This is a genomic window from Roseinatronobacter alkalisoli, assembly GCF_028745735.1.
In the GTDB taxonomy this organism is placed as follows: domain Bacteria; phylum Pseudomonadota; class Alphaproteobacteria; order Rhodobacterales; family Rhodobacteraceae; genus Roseinatronobacter; species Roseinatronobacter alkalisoli.
The window spans coordinates 18,035-37,769 of sequence record NZ_JAQZSM010000011.1 but is presented as its reverse complement, the minus strand read 5'-3'; the positions used below and the strand labels follow the sequence as shown (position 1 = coordinate 37,769).

General features: G+C 63.7%; 15 protein-coding genes and 2 pseudogenes. 7 read left to right on the top strand and 10 right to left on the bottom strand.

Annotation, left to right across the window (positions count from 1 at the left end):
- Positions 1 to 303: 303 nt before the first annotated feature.
- Positions 304 to 546 (bottom strand): annotated as a pseudogene (locus PUT78_RS12655) (transposase); the annotation flags it as partial.
- Positions 547 to 590: 44 nt separating this feature from the next.
- Complete coding sequence (locus tag PUT78_RS12650; RefSeq protein WP_274352634.1) at positions 591 to 770, bottom strand: hypothetical protein; 180 nt, start codon at positions 768 to 770, stop codon at positions 591 to 593.
- Here PUT78_RS12650 and PUT78_RS12645 point away from each other — a divergent pair.
- Positions 763 to 1,236 (top strand): annotated as a pseudogene (locus PUT78_RS12645) (IS5/IS1182 family transposase); the annotation flags it as partial. The gene PUT78_RS12650 and the pseudogene PUT78_RS12645 overlap by 8 nt on opposite strands.
- Here PUT78_RS12645 and PUT78_RS12640 read toward each other — a convergent pair.
- Positions 1,230 to 2,447, bottom strand: coding sequence for a hypothetical protein (locus PUT78_RS12640; protein WP_274352633.1), 1,218 nt, complete (start codon positions 2,445 to 2,447; stop codon positions 1,230 to 1,232). The pseudogene PUT78_RS12645 and the gene PUT78_RS12640 overlap by 7 nt on opposite strands.
- Before the next feature lie 684 nt (positions 2,448 to 3,131).
- Between PUT78_RS12640 and PUT78_RS12635 the strand changes: the two genes are divergently transcribed.
- From PUT78_RS12635 to PUT78_RS12615, 5 genes are all read left to right on the top strand, one after another.
- Complete coding sequence (locus PUT78_RS12635) at positions 3,132 to 3,569, top strand: hypothetical protein (protein WP_274352632.1); 438 nt, start codon at positions 3,132 to 3,134, stop codon at positions 3,567 to 3,569.
- Between the two features lie 76 nt (positions 3,570 to 3,645).
- Positions 3,646 to 4,590 (top strand): MotA/TolQ/ExbB proton channel family protein, encoded by a 945-nt coding sequence (locus PUT78_RS12630; RefSeq protein ID WP_274352631.1) that lies wholly within the window; start codon positions 3,646 to 3,648, stop codon positions 4,588 to 4,590.
- Positions 4,587 to 5,063: an ExbD/TolR family protein gene (locus tag PUT78_RS12625; protein WP_274352630.1), complete on the top strand. Its 477-nt coding sequence runs from the start codon at positions 4,587 to 4,589 to the stop codon at positions 5,061 to 5,063. Before PUT78_RS12630 ends, PUT78_RS12625 begins: the two co-directional genes overlap by 4 nt.
- A gap of 4 nt (positions 5,064 to 5,067) precedes the next feature.
- Positions 5,068 to 5,532 carry a hypothetical protein gene (locus PUT78_RS12620; RefSeq protein WP_274352629.1) on the top strand — a complete coding sequence of 155 codons (465 nt, stop codon included), beginning with the start codon at positions 5,068 to 5,070 and terminating at the stop codon, positions 5,530 to 5,532.
- The gene (locus tag PUT78_RS12615) at positions 5,529 to 7,076 is read left to right on the top strand and encodes a hypothetical protein (protein ID WP_274352628.1); all 1,548 of its coding nucleotides are present in this window, start codon (positions 5,529 to 5,531) and stop codon (positions 7,074 to 7,076) included. The genes PUT78_RS12620 and PUT78_RS12615 overlap by 4 nt, the downstream gene beginning before the upstream one ends.
- A gap of 145 nt (positions 7,077 to 7,221) precedes the next feature.
- On the opposite strand, the gene PUT78_RS12610 is transcribed toward PUT78_RS12615, so the two are convergent.
- Positions 7,222 to 7,806: a hypothetical protein gene (locus PUT78_RS12610; protein ID WP_274352627.1), complete on the bottom strand. Its 585-nt coding sequence runs from the start codon at positions 7,804 to 7,806 to the stop codon at positions 7,222 to 7,224.
- Positions 7,807 to 8,263: 457 nt separating this feature from the next.
- Here PUT78_RS12610 and PUT78_RS12605 point away from each other — a divergent pair, with 457 nt between their 5' ends.
- On the top strand, positions 8,264 to 8,851 hold the full coding sequence (locus PUT78_RS12605) for an STM3941 family protein (RefSeq protein WP_274352626.1): 588 nt from the start codon (positions 8,264 to 8,266) through the stop codon (positions 8,849 to 8,851).
- Positions 8,852 to 9,348: 497 nt separating this feature from the next.
- On the opposite strand, the gene PUT78_RS12600 is transcribed toward PUT78_RS12605, so the two are convergent.
- The 6 genes from PUT78_RS12600 to tssM all read right to left on the bottom strand — a co-directional run bounded on the left by PUT78_RS12600 (position 9,349) and on the right by tssM (position 19,726).
- The gene (locus PUT78_RS12600; protein ID WP_274352625.1) at positions 9,349 to 9,762 is read right to left on the bottom strand and encodes an ankyrin repeat domain-containing protein; all 414 of its coding nucleotides are present in this window, start codon (positions 9,760 to 9,762) and stop codon (positions 9,349 to 9,351) included.
- 89 nt (positions 9,763 to 9,851) lie between these two features.
- A complete protein-coding gene (locus tag PUT78_RS12595; protein WP_274352624.1) occupies positions 9,852 to 11,051 on the bottom strand; it encodes a Tle-like phospholipase domain-containing protein in 1,200 nt (399 codons plus the stop codon).
- Positions 11,052 to 11,428: 377 nt separating this feature from the next.
- Entirely contained in the window at positions 11,429 to 14,104 is a 2,676-nt protein-coding gene (locus tag PUT78_RS12590; protein WP_274352623.1) for a serine/threonine-protein kinase, read from the bottom strand.
- 1 nt (position 14,105) lies between these two features.
- Positions 14,106 to 14,888, bottom strand: a complete 783-nt coding sequence (locus PUT78_RS12585; protein ID WP_274352622.1) for a PP2C family protein-serine/threonine phosphatase — start codon at positions 14,886 to 14,888, stop codon at positions 14,106 to 14,108.
- A 26-nt stretch (positions 14,889 to 14,914) separates the two neighbouring features.
- On the bottom strand, positions 14,915 to 16,087 hold the full coding sequence (gene tagF, locus PUT78_RS12580; protein ID WP_274352621.1) for a type VI secretion system-associated protein TagF: 1,173 nt from the start codon (positions 16,085 to 16,087) through the stop codon (positions 14,915 to 14,917).
- Entirely contained in the window at positions 16,088 to 19,726 is a 3,639-nt protein-coding gene (tssM, locus tag PUT78_RS12575; protein WP_274352620.1) for a type VI secretion system membrane subunit TssM, read from the bottom strand.
- Between the last annotated feature and the right edge of the window lie 9 nt (positions 19,727 to 19,735).

Here is a 19,735-nt window from a genome sequence, read left to right as displayed (position 1 = left end):
CGGCTCTGTGCTGTCAAGGTTGAAAGGGGGCTTCAGATATACCAACCGTCAGCAATGCGGACAAAGAACGCACACTCACCCGGCAGCTAGTTTACAGCAAAGTAGGCGTGCTGCTCAAACCCTTATGCAGATGGTAAGTTAGCGCCCTGCCGATGCAGAGTTGCAGGGCCGTCTTGGGCAGGGGACATTCAAGGTGAGGGATGATTGCGCGGTTCTTTTCGAAGCGAAAGACGTCCCCGAATTGAACACGGAATCCCTCTACAAGGGACGTCTGGCAAATGAAAAACAGAGCACAATTATCTGGCGCAGTTCTCCCCCAGATAACCGCCGCTTGCCAGCTTCGAGAAATTCCTTCGACCAGCTGTAATACAGGCTCTCAGCAATACCCTCCTGGCGGCATAGCACCGAGATGCTTTCCTCGCCGCGCAGGCCTGCTAATACAATACAAATCTTCTCTTAAGCTGAATATGTCTGCCGAGCCTTACGGCAGATGTTTTTGACCACCTTCTCGGCGGCGTCTTTCGATGTCTGCGGTTTCTTTGTCATCTCGATCTCCCAATCGATAAGATGAACCAGAAATCCTCCCTTATTTAAATCCTCAAGTCTGTCCCAAGGGTGCTGACGTCAGACAGCCCGAAGTTCTTCAATAGGTCGATAATCGCCTCTGGTTCTGCTTCGGTTTTGCGTTCGAGGCAGACAGTTCCTTCATCATCGACAATGCAAATGTTGACAGTTTCAAGGGACACATCGATCTCGACATAATGTGCCATGTTGTTCCTCCAATCGGCATTTAGATGGAGCTATGAACGGCCATCTAGGGCCGCCAACCTACCCCATCTCTGTGGCCTCGACCTGACTGATCCGATCCCGGATCATTCGATGTTTTCCAAGAACCGTCACGGTCGGTTTCGAGACGGTGAGCTTCTGCGGCACCTGTTTGAGACAACTGTTGCGCGCTGTATCGCGGAAGGAGTGGTCAGCGGTCAACGTATGGCCATGGATGCCAGCCTGATCGAAGTGGATGACAACAAACAGAACTCGACGTCGAAGGAAGACTGGGACGCCGCCCGGATCAACCCGGCGGATGCACCCGGCGCCGTCCGTGAGTATCTCGACACGCTTGATGTGGCCGCCCTTGGCGCAGCAAGCGAGGTGCCGCCCAAATTCACGTACCACTCAGATCCGCCCAGTCAATGGACTGCCGCTCGCAAGGGGCCTGCTTTCTTTAGCTATTCCGGCCAGACACCTTCCTTCGCGCCCTGCTGGACCCAAGCATTCCAGATTTCGACTTGGTTGTTTATGCCCTGAATGCGCGAAAGCCCAAATTCTACAGCGTTATCCAGATCCTGATAGGCCTGGTCGAAATATTGCATGCAGGTTTCGTCGCAGCGTGGATTTGGGTCTACTCTGAAACCGAACATCACCTCTTCCTCGCCCTGGATCGTGCCGCCTATGCGTATGACGATCACTTTGAGGGCAGCCATGTCCGCCTCGATCCGCTCGATGAGACAAAGGCGAATGGCGTTGCCCTGTTGATCTAGCTGCGATAGGTAACTCCCGCTCGGACGGAACATCGGCATCGGGGCACAGGGCTCCAATGAGTGACTTGGCGGCCGGAACTGGATCAGAGCCTCCGTGTTCTCGTCCAGTATCCTTGCCTGCTCGGCGCGCGCCGCAGCGCCTGCCTCGTCGTCAGGCGGCGTGTTCGTCCGAGCGTCCGGGCGTCCGTGGCCGAGGATGCGATCGCGAATGCCTTGATTTACCTCTTCCGTGCTTGGCATGTTGGCCCAGTGATCGGCGATCCTGCGCTCGAATTCCTCGGCCAGATTGGCGCCGAACAGACGCTCTTCCGACGACCCGGAACCGGAGGTATCTCCGGCGACCTCAGGCGCGACCTCGGCAGCCGCCGCGGTGGTCGAGCCTGCAGCCTCCGGGGTGGAGTCGTTGTTGGTCTCAGGTGCCGCGCCCGCGCGCGCCGATGCGCGGGACTGGAATGCGATTCCGGCGCCCGGGCCGAGCGCCATGAGCTGTCCGTTTACGATTGAGGCCGTGCGACCGGATCGCTGCGGGCTGTGCTGGACCGGGCAGAGGACGGCGAGATCTCCGGCCCGCATGTAGCCCGAAATCTGGTACTCCTCGCGTCCGGAAAGGTTCACGTAGCCGATGATCTGAATCATCTGGTTCGGCCTGCCCCTGTGGTAGTAATCGTCCGACCGCACATAGATCGTCGTACCATTCTGGAGCGCGGCTGCGGGCGGAAAGAGCCCCGTCCTGACCATCACCGGCTGAACCTCGGCGAGATTGCCGTTCCGCTCGCAGACCTCGAGGGCCGTGCCCCCCTTGAGCAGGCCAGGCAGTTCGAGATCCTGAGCCTGCGCGTACGATCCGAAGCTTAGGTCCAGAATCAGTGCAATACCCGCCACCAAGCCTTTCTGCTTCGTTGTCATGACGCCATCCTCTGCAATTCTCGTATCGTCTGTATCCGCATTTCCCAAGTGGCCTGATGTTTGGCATCAGGTTCGCCTGAAAAGGCCTACGGATCAAGTGTTCTGCATTCCGAAGTGCGTCTGTCGTCGCGAGAGCGCCTGGAGTTGGGCAGATCAAGCCACTAACCCGCGTCATCCCGGCCCGACAGCGAAGTTTTTCAGCGCAGTGGACAGATCTGGCGAGCCTCCTTCGTTCAGTTTGGATCTGGGTTGCGGTCAAGCGCGTGTCGGCCAGCATGCCGAACTGGTTGAACAAGAAGTTCGGGTGGCCCAATGATTGCCGGTTCTGAAGCGAATCGCGGGTAAGATCAGCGACACGGGCACATTCTTCCTGAAGTGCCTTTCCGGTCTCACGGTCCATCAGGTCGAAATCTCCAAAAGAGCGCTAGGTACCCAACGAAGATCAAGCGGTATCTCTGCAACCGCCTTGACTAAAGTGCCAGTGATATCAGCAATCTTCATTCAAATAAATTTCTTCGGAATTGCTCTGCATATGGCAATAGTTCTGCGGGAATATCAGGCGCAGGCAGTGTGTATCGCCGGACAATGCGCGCATCCTTCAAGGTTGCTAAATCGTGCGGTCATGCTAGCCTAGGACATCATTGCCACCTGCGCGCGTTCAAACCTTGCCGAAGGAATTTCCTGATGCCCCTCTGGTCACGTTGTCTTGTCACGCTGAGTGCGGCCCTGCTGGCCATATCTCCGGCTGTTACCCCTGCCGCCGCACAAGAGGCGGGTGAATTCCGGCTGGAACTGAACAATCTCGAACCGGTCGATAATGGCTGTCGGCTGACCTTCGTGGCCTTCAATGCCACGGGCATCGAACTGGCGCAGACATCTTATGACGTGGCTGTATTCGATGACACAGGCGCCGTGTCGGAGCGGCTGATCCTGGAATTCGGTCATCTGCCCGAAGACAAGACCCGCGTAGTGCAGTTCCTGTTGAACCGCGGCTGCGACCAGATCTCGCGGTTGCTGCTGAACGAGGCCGAGGAATGCCTTGATGCAGCGGGCCAGTCTTCGCGCATCTGCATGGAGGCGCTGAGCGCCAGCAGCCGCGCGGATGTGATCTTCGGATCCTGAACCGGGCCGCGCGCGGGCGCTTCGTGCCGCATCCGCAGATGGCGGCCCAGGGCCTTTCAGTCAAAGGGGGAAGCGGATGCAAACGATCACCTTTCAGGATTTCAGCGCGCTGGCCTGGGGTATTCTGGGGCTGCTAACGCTAATGTCGGTCTTTGCGCTGAGCGTGGTGCTGGTCAAGCTTGTGCAATTCGCCCAGGCGGGTGTCGGGCAGGCGCGTATTACCGGCGCGGTCACGCAGGCGCTGGCATACTGGCAGGCAGGAGAGCAGCGCGCGGCGCGCGCGCAGACCGAGGGCGGCCGTAGCGCTCGAAGCTTGCGGATGCAGGTGCTGGGCGGATTGTTTGACACGCTGTCGCATCCAGGGGCCAGCCCGTTACAGGCGCAGGCGCGCGCATTGCAACAGGCCAGTGACGGGCTGGAAACACTGTCGCGCAACATGCGTGGGCTGGAAGGCGTGGTACAGGCAGCACCCATGCTGGGACTGCTGGGCACAGTGGTCGGCATGATAGAAGCGTTCGGCACGTTGGCTGCAACCTCTGGTGCGGCGGACCCGGCGCAACTGGCGGGCGGCATCTGGACCGCGCTGGTCACCACGGCGCTGGGGCTGGCTATTGCCATCGTGTTCTATCTGGTTTCGCTCTGGCTGGAAGGGCGCATCGCTGCTGAAGGGCGTGCGCTTGAACGGATGATCGGAGCCGTGCTGCAACTTACACCCGCCCAGCCCCCTGCCGGGGCCATGTCCCATCCCGGCTCGGCCACGCCTCAGCCTGCGTCCAGCCTCTTCTCCGCCACTGGCGCGGCTGACTTGCCGCCCGCACCGCCTGCGCCACCATCCGCGTCAGCTGGCACGCTGCCGCCTGCGCGCCACACTATTGTTCAGCCCATGCCAGGCGGTGCGACCCAGCGCACGGATCCGGGAGGCTATGCCCCGCTGCCCGGCATATCGGAGGAAAACGCGCATTCAGCCTATGCCGACCCCGGTACCGGTCCCGCCCCCGAAGGGTTCCGGAACCGGCGATGACCGCCCTTGCCCCGCCGCGCACCGGGGCCGCTGATGCGGCCCTGCCCCCACCCCGCCTGCTGCTTGCGCGCCGCAGGGCGCGGGGCTTCACGCTGACCCCTCTGGCTGATGTGATGTTCCAGCTTTTGCTGTTTTTCATGCTGACCAGCGCGCTGGCCCCCTATGCACTTCTGCCGCTGGGGGCGCCTGCCGGCGCTTCAACGGATGCACAGGCCCGCGAAACACCGCCCCCCTCCGGCACCATCCCCGCCCAAGCGCAGGCCATCTGGCATCTGGGCCATGGCGAAATCCGCAGCGGGCAGGCGCGCATCGCGCTGGATCTGCTGCCGCGCGTTCTGGAGGGGTTGCAGGCCGAAGAGATCAGCGAACTGGTCGTCTTTGTCACATCCGATGCGCGAACCAGCGATCTGGCAACCCTGGTTGAAGCCGTGCAGCACGCGGGCCTTGCGCGGTTGCAACTGGTCGGGGAATAGCGCCATGTCCGGACCCGATTTCCCCCCCGATTCTGGCCCCAATCCTGGTCCGGCCCTGTCCCTGCGCCCCCGTCTGGTTCCGCCATCACGCCGCGCGCCCGATTTTTCGTTATCCACTGTGAATATTGTGCTGTTGCTGGTGCTGTTCTTCCTGATTGTGGGCGCGCCTGCCGATCAGGCCGAGCGGCAGGTCGATCTGCCCATTACCCGCGAATTGCCGCTGGACGCCCTGCCCCGCCCGCTATTGCTGGTTGAAAGCGGCACGGGCAGTCTGGTGCTGGACGGGATCGTGCTTAGCCGTGGGGCGCTGGAACAGGCTGTCGCGCAGGGCGGGCTGGACAGGCTGCATCTTCTGGTGGCGCGCGATCACCCGGCGCAGGCTGTGCTGGATCTGACTGCCGGGCTGAGTGCGGCTGGCGCCGAGGTGGTTCTGGTCACGCTGCGCATCGCACCAGAGGCCGCGCCATGAGCGCCCCCCGGAACACACAGGCAACGGCCCCGCCGGATACCGCAGGCTGGACACTGGCGGCCGGGCTGTCGCTGTCGCTGCATATCGGGCTGGCGGGACTGGTGGTGATGGGACTGACCGCCACACCCGGCGCAGCCCCCGGCCCCGGAACCGAAATCATGCTGCGCAGCGTGCCGCTGGTGGCGGGCGGCGGGCAGGAGCAGGCCCCGCGCCTGCGCGCAGCGACCCCCGAAACCCGGCTTGCCCCACAAGAGGACCGCAACCCGCAGGGAGATGCTGCCGTGCCAGAGCATGTGGATGCGCTGGCCACATTGCCTGCGCTGCAGGCCATCGGGCCCGGACAGCCGACCCCTTCTGCGGCATCCCCGCTGCCACCCCCACCCGCAGCCCCGGTGGCGCGTCTGTCTGCGCTGACCCCCGGTGATCCTGCACCCGCTTTGCCCGAAACCACCACCCCGGCAAGGTCTGTCCGGCCCGACACGCTGCGGACCGGCACGCTGCGGCCAGAGACAGTACGACCCGAAATGCAGCAGGCTGGCACCATAACAGCGCCGCCGCGCGTGACCGCATCCGATGCGGCCCGCCCCCCGGTTCTGGCCCAGGATGAAGCCCCCCGCGCCGCAATCCCTGCAAACCCCGCATCCGGCGCGCCTGTGCGTCTGCGCCCTGACAGCCCCGTCCCGCAACCGGCCCCCGGTTCCCCCCTGCATGCGGACACTCCGCCGCCGTCGTCCGCGCTTGCGGGCGACAGGCTGCGCATGGCCATGCAACCCCCGGCCGAGGATACGCTGGCGCGCGCGCTGCAGGACCGGCCCCGGACCTTTCTCAGTGACCGCAGCGCGGCACCGCGCCCGACGGCCGCAGGTGGCGGGCTGGCCGCCCCGGCCCCCGAAGACAGCACGGCCCCTGATCAGCCGCTTTATGCTGCAGTGCTCGCCTATCTGCGCAGCCTGCCCGATATTCCCTGTTTTGCCGCACTGCCTGCACTTGACGAGGCAGGTGCCTTACGCCTGGAGGTGTTCGGCCCGGCACAGACCGGGCTCGCGGTGTTCCGCACCGGGCTGGAGGCGGAAACCGGGCTGGTGCCGGGCATGGTGCTGCGCGCGGTCACCCAGGGCCAGTGCGAAACGCTGGATTTCATCCGCCGCAGCCGCGACTATCCGGCCTATGGGCTATATATCACACTAGACGCGCGCAGTATCGCCAGTGGCAGCCAGCTGGAAGGGCAGGTCCATGACAGCAGCGCGCGGCTGCCGCATCTGCTGCTGATCGACAATGCCGGGCGTGTCCAGACACTTGCGCGCTTCCTGCGCCCGGCCGGGGACGGGATCACCACAGATTTTGCCGTGCCCATGACTCTGCAAGGCCCCCCGGTCGAGACCTGGCAATTACTGCTGGCGATTTCCAGTGATGCGCCGCTGGCCACGATTGAAACATTTTCCGGTCCGCAGGAAGCCGCGCCGTTCTTCGCCCGGCTGCGCGCAGAAATCGCCACGCGCGGGCATGCCACCGATCTTGCTCTGATCGCGTTTTCTCTGAACTGACGCCTGTCAGCGGCACCCGAAGGAGTGGCATGCGATCAAGGTGCAGGGGGGCATAAATATGCACGGGGCCGACGGTTACGCCAGCCCCTGTACGCACCGGATCAGACATTGCTGCCGGTATGACGATAAAATCTGTGCAGCGCCTTCAGCGAAAAGCGCCTGATACCCATACATTCAGCAGACGCTGGGAACCCTCTCCCGGTGCCCGGTTCTGCAGACTTTCGGTTTGCGCCACTGGGGTCACGCGCAGCGGGACGCGGCGTACAGGAGCCACAAAGGGGGTGTAGTCGCTGTCAGAATCGCTTTGTACGTTCTCAAAGGGGCGCGGCTCCGGCCGGGTGGGCTGGGCCTGCTGATCATCCCCGCCTGTGCTTTGCTCGTCCCTGTCCTGAAACGGGGTATTGGCCGTTTCCGTATCGGACCCGGTATAGATATCCGCAGTGAAGCGCGGCAGATCGGTGGCTTGCACCAGCACAATATCCGGTATCCCGGCGGGATCGGCCACGGCGGGTTGCGCGGTCATCTGCGCGCGGGTCATGTCAACAAAGCCCGATATGGCGGCCGGGTCAGCAGGGCTTGTCGCCATCCCGCCGGAGGGGACCGGCGTAAAGGCACCTTTCAGCACGGGCCAGGCCATTGCGGCCGACCCCATGGTCATCAGCCCGGCAACACCCAGCGCCAGCGGCAGGCGCAGATGAGCAGAGGCGGTCAAGCGTGAGATTGCTGTCATCCTGTCATCCTGTCTGTAAGGCCACGCTAGGCGGGCCAATCCTGTGGTTTACCACGCCGCGCCCGCCTTGCCACAGTCATGACCTACGGCGGGTCTGTGCACGCATGGCCCCCGCGCAGGCGGGGCACCTTTTTCCTGTGACATATTATAGCAGATAATGTCGTCTTTGGATAGCCGCACAATCTCGGCATGCATATATGTGGTAAAATTATGCCCGCCGCACCTGATCTCCCGTCCCCATCCCCGGACCCCGCGCGCGTCGCCGGCATGCTCCCGTACTGCGTAGCGGGGCCGTTCACAGCTGCGCAAAACCATGATATGCTGCGGTAGTTTCAGAATAAGCAAAGGCAGTGTATTCAGCCTTATAACGCGGATGCGCTCTGACGCGCACAGGATTGACAACCCGCTGCAGTGGATACCCGCCAACGCCGCAGCGCCCCGCAAAAGGTGTCATGGCATGACCGTGATCGGGTCCGGACAGATACGCCGCTTTCAGTATGACCGCCACAAGCTGGCGCTTCTTCTTCTGGCCGGCATGGGTTTTGTCGGGATCGGCTATTGGCTGGCGTTCCACACGGCCCCCGGTGAAACGAGACAGGGCCTGCCAGTGGCCTTTGTCGGCTGGACTACCCTGGTGTTTTTCGGGTTTTGCACTGTGGTGATCATGTGGAAATTCCGCACAGCACTGGGGCGCGATACATTAGTGCTGACACCCACCGGGCTGACCGATCATCACATCAGCCCGGTGGAAATTTCCTGGCAGAACATCCTGAATGTTGCTGTGATCAGGGTCGGACGGGCAGGACAGCCCCTTTTGCGGCTGGAAATGGACCCTGCGCATATCTCGCAGCTGGGCGTGTCGCGCAGTTTTGCATGGCTTGAAAGGAAAATAATGCCCGGATTGCGGCCGGGCGTCACGGTCTCGGCGGTGGGGCTTGATGTCAGCTTCGGGGAACTTCATGATATCGTCCATGCCTATTGGCAAAGCCATCACGCACAGCCGCCCCCAAAGCCCCCTGCCGTAGGGCAGGATCACCCCGGCTGAGTGCCGCCCCCCTTCATTGCAGCATAGGAGGCCTGCGTCCTTCTGCCCGCATCCCACGGACCTGCGCAGGCGCATATACTTGGCTCAGCAAACCTGCCTGCGCCAGATGCGCGCGCACGGCGTTCAGTCGCGAACCAAAGATACCATTGGAATCCACACGGGTCGAACTGGTCCGGTAGGGCGCGTAAAGCCCTGACGATCAGCCACATCCATCCGCGCGCCACTCTCAATCAGATACAGCACCATCGGCCAGTTATCCGCCATCGCGGCCGCAAGAACGGGGGGCGCGCCCTGGAAGCCCGGAACCTCGATATCGCCGCCTGCATCCAGCCACGCCCCGACAGCGGCCTGATCGCGCTGCTTGATCTGTCAGAAGATGCCCGGCAGCCCGTCAGGGCCTTTGGCAGTGATATCTGTTCGCGGCTCTGGCCGGGCCATGGCGGGCAGAAAAGACACCAGCGCCATCAGTATGGCTGTCTCCGTAGCGCCTGCGCGCGTCATTGCGGCGCAGGCGGCCAGCTTCCTTCGGCGAGCATGGCGCGGACCTCCTCAAGGGTGTAGACCCGCGACAGCAGGCCCTGCCCGGCCAGAAGCACACGTACCTGCTGCAACGCGGTGGCGCGCGGTCCATCGCCGCTGATACGCGATGTGGTGGCCAGCCATGGCAGGGTCATGCCAAGGCGGTTCGCCGCCATCGGATCAGCGCCGCGTTCCAGCAGGAACAACACCACTGGCCAGATATCCGCCATCGCAGCATGCAGGGCCGGGGTGGAATTCTGGAACCCGCGGATATCGATGGGCAGACCCGCATCAAGCAGGGCGGTCATCTGCGTGAAATCCTCTTCCATCACGCGCTGGAACATGATCGACTGCCCGCGGGCATCCAGTGCATCGATATCTGTCTGTGTCATGGTCCTGTGCATTCCCCTTGTCAGTCCGAACAGTGCAAGCAGCGCGACCATGCCGCCGGCGATCAGCCACGGCCAGACCCGTCGCAGGCTTATGGGCACCCGTTCGCCGCCCGCGCCGCTTCGATATCTGCGTGTTGCTGGTCCAGTGACTCCATCATTTCTTCCATTCCATGAAACCGCATTTGTTGGGCTGCCCGTTCCCCTGCGGCGCGTTCCAGCCGATCGGGGATCCAGTTATCGGGATTGACCGCATCAGCGCCTGCCTGCCGGTCGGATTCCGTCCATTCATTGACTGTTTCCATGCGATGACGCTGACCATAAGCCTCTGGTGCCATGCCGACACCATCCTGAAGTCTGTTCAGCGGATCATCAGCAAGATAATAGGCCTGCACATTCTCAGGGTCGGCCCCTTCGGCACCAAATTCATTCAGGGTGCTTTCATGCAGCCCGGCTGCGTTGAATGTATGCGCATTCCCCCCTGATGCCGCAGCGGCGTTAGAGGCAAGCCCCCCGCCCAGCGAATGGCCGGTGAAACTGACCCGGCCGGGCGCCATGGCAGAGGCAGTCCTGCCGATCAGGGCGGCCTCGTTATAGTAATCAGTCTGGTCCTGCGTGCGCTCACGCGCGAAACGGTCAACACGCCCGCCGCGCAGCCCGGTGCCCTGTATCAGGTTGTTCTGCCAGTCTTCGGCCGTGGTCGAGCCCTTGAAGGCAATCACATATTCCTCCTGCCCGTCATTGCCCTGCCGCACGAATACATCCGCCCGGAAATCGCTGTCCGGGCGCTGCGTCATGTCGATGGTTCCGTCGCTCAGGCCCAATGCCTCGATTTCATCCGGTCGGGCACGCCGGTATCCTTCGGGCAGCCCCTCGTTGCTCTCACGATCCCCATAGGACGCATCGGCAAGCTGCGCCATCTCGCGGGCGGTCTGGTTTTCCGCCAGCGCCTGCGCCAGGTCCAGACAGATGGGCGGCACCAGGGCCGGGGGCAGCGGCGGGGTGGCACCCGTTCCCACCATCCCGATCAGCACATTCGGCGCACCGGTTGTGATGGCACCGCCAAAGGTGGTCGGATCGCCCATCCGCGCGGCGGGCATGCCGCAGACCAGCACTGTGGGACTGCCAAACGCAATGGCATCCGGCGAGCCGGTGCAGGTACACATATCGCTCATCCGCGCCTGCGGCATGAACGCTGTGATCACTGTCGGCGCACCGGAGATTATCGGCGCGCCCGGCGGCGGCATCAGCGGGCAGACATGCAGATCGGAAATGCGCGCAGCGGGGGGCAAGGGCAGACTCCATCACAAAAAAGCGGGTATGGAAAACGGGACGCAGGATGACAATGGCGCAAATCTAGCAGGCCGGAGCCGCGCTGTCATCGGTCTTGTCATGTGCCTTCGGCCGGAAATTCCGGCAGGTCGTGGCGCAGGCGGGGGCCGTGCATGGTGCGGGATGGGGCGGGGGCCGCTTATGCGCATATTTATCATACATTATCATATGGTTATATGGTGCCTTGCGTGATGGAAAATGCCTGCGATGCGCGCTGAAACCCCGATGGACCGCTTGCGCATGGGCGCATTTGCGTGTTTCGCGCGCGAAACATCTGCCCCAAAACCTTGCGCGGGGCCCTGCGCCGGATCCGCCCCCGGTGACAATCAGCGGGGGGTCAGTCGATCCAGGCCACAACGGCAATGTCGATATCGGGCGGGGTGGACAGGGTGTTCAGATCGCGCTGCACGAAGCGCCAGAATTCCCCGGCCTGCCCGGCGGGCAGAATGGCATTGCTGGGAATCGCACCGGCAGTGGCCAGCGGCACGGCAGTATCAAGCACCACCACCAGAAAGACCGGCGGGAATGGTGCATCCTGCACGACCGCGTCCTGAGGCGGAGTGATGCGCAGCCCCGAAAGCGCGAAAGCGCCCCCCTCGATCAGCCCGGTGATATTCTGCACCTGCCCGGCCGGGTCGATCATCAGCACGCTCAGATGGCCCTGCGCTGCCCCTGTAATATGCCCTTCCAGTTCGGTCTGCGCGCGCGACAGCGTGGCGGGCAGGCTGACCCCCAGCCGACCCGATGGGGCGCGCGCCTGCTCCAGGGCAGCGATCTGCGCGACAGCGTGGCATTGCGCTGCGGCCAGCGGGTGCAGGGTCAGGGTCAGCGGCAGGTCGAATTCCGCAGTGAAAGCCGCCTGCAGGGATGAAAACGCGCCGGGCGCACCGGCAAAACCGACCGGGGCGTTCACATCGCTGCCGCGCGGCAGCCAGCTGCAATTGTCGGGCGGGCCCTGGGCGATGCGCTCGTCGAGCCAGGCCTGCAGGGTTTGCGGGTCCTGTGCCGGGGCGGGTGCGGGTTCCGGCTCTGGTTCGAGCTCAGGCTCTGGTTCTGGTTCTGGTTCGGGCACTGGCGTGGGTTCGGGCACCGGTTCCGGTTCTGGCGTAGGTTCCAGCTCTGGCGTAGGGTCCACTTCTGGTGCGGGATCTGACAGGACAGGGGGGGCGGCCGCGACCTGTGGGTCCGGGGCGGGGCTGAATACCCCCGAAATCCACAGCCCTGCCCCCCCCAGTATAACCCCTGTAATCACCAGCGCCGCGACAACCGGCAGCCTGACGCGCCCGGCCGGTTCAGGGTCGGGTTGCGATGCAGGGACGGGTGGGGCTGTGACCGGGCCGAAAGGGCTGGCGGGCTGCGCCACTGTGAGCGGCGGCGTTGTGGGCGGCAGGGTGGCCTGCCCTGCCGCTGACCGGGGCGGGGCGGATACGGATGGCCCGGCCTGCTCTGGCACCATTGCGTCATCTGGCGGGGCTGCGGGACTGGCAAAGGGCGATGCCGGTGGCTGGCTGGCGGGCGGTACGGACGCAAGCGGAGTGGAGACAGGCGATACGGAAGATGGCGCGATGGCGGGCGGCGGTACTGACACAGGGGGAGCCGGGGCGGGAGGGCTGGTTGGTGCTGCGGGATGTGCAGACACCATTGCGTCATCCTGCGGGGTCGCAGGGCTGGTAAAGGGCGATGCCGGTGGCTGGCTGGCGGGCGGTATAGACGCAGGTGGCGTGGACGCAGGCGGTACGGGGGATGGCGGCACCGATGCAGATTCCGGTACTGGCTCCGGCTCTGGCGGCGTGGCTGGATGCACAGATGCAGGCGGCGTGGACGCAGGCGGGGCCGATACCGGCGGCATCGGGGTGGGGGGGCGTTCGGCCAGAACCGTGGGCTGATAGGCTGCAGGCTGCGCGGGGCGCGCAGAAGGGGGGGGCTGACCCTGTGATGTCTGATCCTGCGATATCTGGCCCGGTGATATCTGGCCCTGCGACACCACTCTTTGTGATGTCAGCCTTGGTGATGTCCTTGGTACTGGCTGGGGGCCGGGGCTGCGGGGGGGCTGTGTCTGGGGCGGAAATGACCCGTCCAGCGGGGTATCAATGGCAATGATATCGCTGAAATGCCCGGTGATCCAGGCGTTGATATCGCTCATGCTGGCGGGGCGGTCGGCGGGATCGGGTTGCAGCATCCAGTCCAGCAGCGGCACGAGTTCAGGGTCAATCCCCCCCAGATCGGGCACCTTGACCCGCGCCATCACCGCCGCTGCCGGGCTGTCGCCCATGTCGATCGGATAGCCCAGGGCCGCCGCCGCCGCCATCAGCCCCAGCGAATAGATATCGGCCTGCCCAGTGACATGGCCGTCATAAAGCCCGAGCTGTTCGGGCGCGACATAGCCCGGCTTGCCGGCAAACTGCCCGCCAATCAATGTGCGCCCGCCCGGTGTGCTGGCTTTCGCAATGCCGAAATCGATGATCTTGGCGCGGGCCACATCATTGCCGCACAGGATCACATTATCGGGCGAAAGGTCACGGTGTACGACACCGCCGCGATGCGCCACTTCCAGCCCGGCCGTCATGCGCAGCAGCAGCACCAGCACATCGCGCAGCGGCAGCGGGGACAATTCCAGCCGGTCCCCGAGCGAGGGGCCTTCGGCATATTCCATGATCAGGCAGGGCCGGTCGATGGCGGGGTCGCGGGTGAACACCTCGTAGCGCACGATCGCATCATGCGCGATGCGGCGCAGCACAGTGGATTCCTTCTGGAACAGCGACAGGATCTTTTCATCATGCGCCAGTGCAGGCAGCACGATCTTGATGGCCACCACTTCGTCATTATGAATGTTGACGCCGCGGTAAACCTCGCCCATGCCGCCGGTATTGATATGCTCCAGGATCTCATAGGTGCCGATCAGCAGCGTCCCGGCCGGCACTTCCAGCGGATTGCGCCGCGCGGCCCCGCCACTGTGCCGGCGTGCCGGCACATCGTCGGGTGACCCGTCACCAGAGGGAGGGCGTGATACCATCTCAGCCCACCTTGCCCGTCTCGCCGGAATTGCTTTCTGCACGGGTCACAAGGGTCTTGAAGGCGCACCGGATGACGATAATCGTCACATTGTCACTGGCGCCGCGATCCAGCGTCATGTTCAGAAGCGTCTCGCAGGCGCGCTGCGCCGATTGTCCGCGCAGACTGGCGGCGATTTCATCATCATCGACATGGCCGGTCAGCCCGTCCGAGCAGAGCAGGAAAATGTCGCGGTCCTGCAGGTCGCCATAGCGGTCCTCGACATGGGCATCTTCATGCACACCGATGGCGCGGGTGATGACATTCTTGCGCGGCCAGTGCCGGGCCTGTTCGGCAGTGATCGCGCCGGTATCCAGCAACTCCTGCACTTCCGTATGGTCGCGGCTGACCTGATGCAGCGTGCCTTCGCGCAGCAGATAGATGCGGCTGTCGCCGCACCAGCTGGCAACGAAACTGTTATCATGGATCAGAAGGGCAGCCAGCGTGGTGCCGATAGTGGCCCCTTCATTACGCAGCGAATGGGCGCGGATATCTTCATTGGCGCGTGCGATACGGTCATGAAAGCGTGCATGCAGATCGGGCGCTGTCGCTGCGCGATGCACTGACGCTGCCTGGTCAACCATGATCTGGGCGGCCACATCACCGCCGAAATGCCCGCCCATCCCGTCCGCGACCAGCCAAATGCCCTGATCAGGGGCTGCCAGATACCGGTCTTCATTGTGGTCACGCACGCGGCCACCATGCGTGGCCGCGCCGGTCTCGAAACGATAGCTGGGATTGGGCATGTCGGAACCTGTCCTGCTTGAAGGCCTCATGATGATGGGGCGACCGTATCCGGCTGTCCCTGTGACAACATGAAGGCAAAAGTTCCGGCATCTGGCAAGCCCGCAAGTGACAGCGCCCGTGTTGCCGCCCGCCCGGAAGGGGCCTGCCACCAGTAGCTGCGGCTGCCTGCGGCCAGGTGGTGGTCGGCCTGCGCTATATCCAGCCAGATCATGCTGGTGCCGTCCGCAGTGGTTTCATGGCTTTGTGCCCAAAGCGCCTGCCGCGCCAGAAGCGCATCCATAGTATCTGCCCCTTCGGGCAGAATCGGGCCGGGCAAGCGGTCCAGTTCCGCCTCCGTCGCGGAGATATCGGCACGCCCGCGTGCCGCATAAAGAAACGCTTCGCACAGATCATACCAGCCTCGGTCGGGCGGGGTAGTGACAGGTGGCGGGATCAGCCGCGCCAGCCGATCAGCCAGAAGCAGCACCAGCGGAAAATCACGCCCGTGCCGGTCAGCCGAAGGCAGCAGCACCCCGGTCATGGCCCCGCCCGTGCCCGCCTGATCATGAACGGGTTTGCGTAGATCGCGTTGCCAGCTTCCGCCCAGCACATCCGGACCGATCCAGAAGCGCCATGGTCCAGCGCTGCGCCATGTAGCATCCCAGTTCATTCCCAGTTCCGCGCGGGTTTCCTGTATCAGCGGGATCAGCCAGTCCTCAAACGGGCGCTGCAGGGGGCGGGGCATATTGCGCGCGATGAAATCGCCGCGCGCGGGCAATTTGCCAAACAGGGCCGCCGTGCAGGCCGGGCGCGGCGCGGGATGGGGGGCCGGCGGCGCGGCGCTGGCCTGCATGTCATCATCGAGGCCGACGTTACCGGGGGCTGTGTCTTCTGATTGCGTATCCTGTGGCGGCGTATCCGCCTGATCATCTTCTGATGCATCCGCGTCATGATCCGCCGGTCCGTGATCTGCGGGGGTGCCGTCATCGGGATCAGGCGTGTCGGTCACCAGATCCGCTGCCGCCGGTTCAGGGGCCGGGGCATCCTGCGGCTGCAGGGTCCGGGGGGGCGTCACAGCTGCCATATCAGACACCATATCGGGGGTGTGTGCTGTCGAGCCATCCTGTGGCTTGCGGGCCATGGGCGTCCCGTCCACTACCCTGTCAGGTGTTCCGTCCGCTGCGGTCCGCCCACCGGGGTCTTTCTTGTCCTCGTTCATTCAAAGCCCCCTCGGACAGCGGAAATCCCATAGTTCGCGCAGGAAGAACGGGTTGCGCGTGGTGGCGGATGTGACCGTATAGGCGACATAGCGCCCGCCCACATCCAGCCGGATATTGACCGATGATCCCGCCGCGCGCGGGCGGCCCTGATTGATCAGGCGCATCAGCGCCCATGGTCCGTTCTGCACCCGCAGGACCGACTCACGCCCGATCAGTTCCGGACCCAGCTGCACTGCAGCCGACCCGCCCCCCGCCGCAGGCCAGAACAGCGTCTGCGGCAGCGAGCCCTGCTGCTGGGTCACGATCTGCTGGCCATTCACCTCCAGAAGCGCAATATCGGCTTCAGGGTGCAGCGCGGTCTGGCGGATGGTCACGTCAAACCCCGGAATTGCCGACCCCCCTGGAAAGAACGCCTCGCGGATGGCATCGGCGCGCTGGAACTGCATCAGGGTGGCAGGCGACATCTGCGCGCCCAGACGGCTGTCGCTGCGCCAGACCCAGTCATCACCGCTGAGATCGGCATGGGGCGCAAGCGCTTCGTTGAAGAAGCGGTCAAACACGCCCCCCGACGCGAACAGGCGGGCAAATTCCGACGGCGGCAGGTCGCGGTTGGACTGGCCCGAAAACGGGTAGCTGTCAGGCACCAGCGATTCACAGACCTGCGTGACCTCGCGGTTGAGCCGGTCATTGAGAGCGGCCAGCGTGGTATCTGCCGCGCCACCTGCGAATTCCTCGGAGGCCTGCAGGATCATGCGCGACAATTGTGGCGGCATGCGTGAGGCATGGCGCGTCAGCAAGGCCGATTGCGTAGCCAGATCCTGCCCGAGCGACGGGGGTACCTGCCCGGCACCGGCGGTCGATGTCAGCAGCAGACGGTAGATTTCCTGCAGATCGCGCAGCAGCACCTCTATCGGGCGAGTGTCACCCGTATCCTCAACCAGATCATGCCAGCGACCGAACTGAGCTTCGACATTGGCGCCGGGCAGGGCTTCTTCGGGCCGGGTTCCTGCAGTCGCCCCCGCGCCTGCACGCGATTCACTGCGCTGAGACCGCAGTACGTCAAAACCAATCTGGCCCAGCCCGGTTGCGCGTTCCTGCGCCCGGCGCAGCAATTCGCTGCCCACCACCCCGGCGGCGGCCTGTGCACGTTCCCCGCCCACACCCTCAGCAAGCTGGCCCAGCCCTGCCCCGAAACCGCCTTCTTCATCAAAACCGCGGGTCAGTTGCGTGGTCCGGCTGAGTTCCTCTGTCAGTTTCAGGATCGGGGATTGCCGCAGGTCAGACGCGGCATTCAGTGCCAGGAATTGCGGGCTGTCCGCCGATAGCGGGCGCAGCTGCACATTGTCGAGCACGGCATTCCAGGCGCGGGTGAATTCCAGTGCATAGCGGTTCATGATCGGCGCGCCCAGACGGCGCAACTCCCCCGACACATCGGCCGCTTCGGCGCGCGCACCCAGCACCCATTGTTCAGATTCCAGCTTGGTCGCCACTTCGGCCAGACGCGGCAGGAAATACTGGTGAAACCCGGGATGGGTATAGATGGCAGGCACGATCAGTTCATCCAGCCGCTGGCCGTCTAGGGTTTCAAAGACCAGATCGGCATCTGGGCCCGCGCGCAGGCCCAGATTGAACGGCTCCAGGTCTTGTGGCCCACCCGCGCCCATGACCAGCAGCCAGGCCTGATCTTCCAGATTCATCAGAGACAGGATTTGCTCGGCGCGCGCAACCAGCGCACCATTGAGTTCCACCCGCGCACGGCTTTGCGTGGCCGACAGATCAAGCATCGCCCACAGATGCGCCTCCAGTTCGTCGCGCAATGCCCGGAATGGGCCGGACCCGCGCAGAGCCGGATCCTCGGCCCAGTCAGAGGTGATCCAGGCCACAACGAAACCATCATCGGGGCGCGGCGCGGCATGGCCCAGAAGCTTGTAGAGTTTCAACGCTTCATAAAGCGACAGCAGATTGTTCTGCGAGATATCCTGCGCGATGCGTTCCTCAAGTTGCAGGATCAGCCGCGGCCGCAGCATCCGTTCCAGCCCGTCGCGATAAGCGGCGCGCGCCGATGCGGCCAGCGCGGCGCGCTGACTCAGTCCGAAACGTTCCAGAATGCCCACAGTATCCGCTTCAGGGTCGACATATCCCAGCGGCAGTTCGCGCAAGGCCTGCAGCAGGGGCGCAATCTCGCTCAGATCAGTTGAATCAATCTCGTTGCGGTCCAGTTCGGGGCGGGCCAGCGCCTCGTAGCGGCTGATCTCAGCCTGGGCCATGCCGATCAGGCGGTAATTCTGGTAAAAGCTGTTGCCCCATATTGCGGCCAGCCAGATCGCCCCGCCCAGTATCAGCGCCATCGTGCCATAGCGCAGCACACCCTCGCGCCGGACCGCGCGCCTGTCCTGGCTTACCCAGCCGGCTTCCTGAAAGATCACTTTGCGCAGCAGATCATGCAGGAAATAGCTTTTGCCCTTACCCGATGCCCCTGCCCCGACAGCCCCGCCGAAGCTGCGTTCCATAGCACCGAGGATCTGGTCGATCGGGGTACCTTCCTGCGTGCCGGAGGTGAAATAGAAACCGCGCAGTGTGGCATTGACCTTGTAACGCGTGGTCCCGAACACCCCCTCCAGCACCTGCTCCAGCTTGTCTTTCAGCATCGCCACCTGGGCCGGAAAGCCGAAAATGGCAATGCGCAGCACGCCATTGGGTTCTTCCTGCATGCGGTCGGTCACTTCGGCCGAAAGCCGGGCCACCAGTGCATCGAATTCCGCGCTGACCAGCGGCAGCACCGGGTCATTGCGCTTGGCGGGCCGGAAGGTGGTGCCCCAGACCTTTTGCCGTCGCGACGCGCTGAAAGAGCCAAAAAATTCGTCAAAACCCGCGATCAGATCGGCCTTGGTGAACAGGAAATAGACCGGCACCTCGATGCGGAACACTTCATAGAGTTCCATCAGCCGGTCGCGGATGGCGCGGGCATGGGCTTCCAGGGTTTCGGGCGTGCCGGTCAGCAGGTCTTCAAGACTCAGGGCCACGATCACGCCATTAACTGGCTGGCGCGGCCGCTGACGCTTAAGCAGGTCCAGAAAGGCGACCCAGCTTTCACGGTCGGCTTCTTCGTCGCTGTCCTGGGTGGTGTAGCGCCCGGCCGTGTCGATCAGCACCGCCTCCTCGGCAAACCACCAGTCGCAATAGCGCGTGCCACCTGCGCCGGGCATGGCACCGCCGGTCTTGTCGGCCAGCGGGAAATGCACGCCTGAATTCAGAAGCGCCGTGGTCTTGCCCGCGCCGGGCGGGCCTATAATGACATACCAGGGCAGTTCATACAGATATGACGACGACCCCGCAGAGCGGCGCAGGACGGCCAACGCTTCCTGCATTTTTTCGCCCAGCACTTCGCCGTCGCCAACCGGCCCTGCGGGGATGATGGCCTCTTCCAGTGCCTTTTCGGCGCGGCGAGCACGCCAGAACCTGATACCGTAGTAAAGCCCCACCGCACCCCAGACCAGCCCAATGGTCAGCAGCCGCGCCCATACCGTGCTTAGCGGGTAGCGTTCGGCAAAACCCAGCAGCGGCCCGGCAAACCAGACTGCGGCCGCGAAAGCCGCAAGCGCCAGAACAATCAGCAATATGCGCAGGATACGCTTCATTCCAGTCCT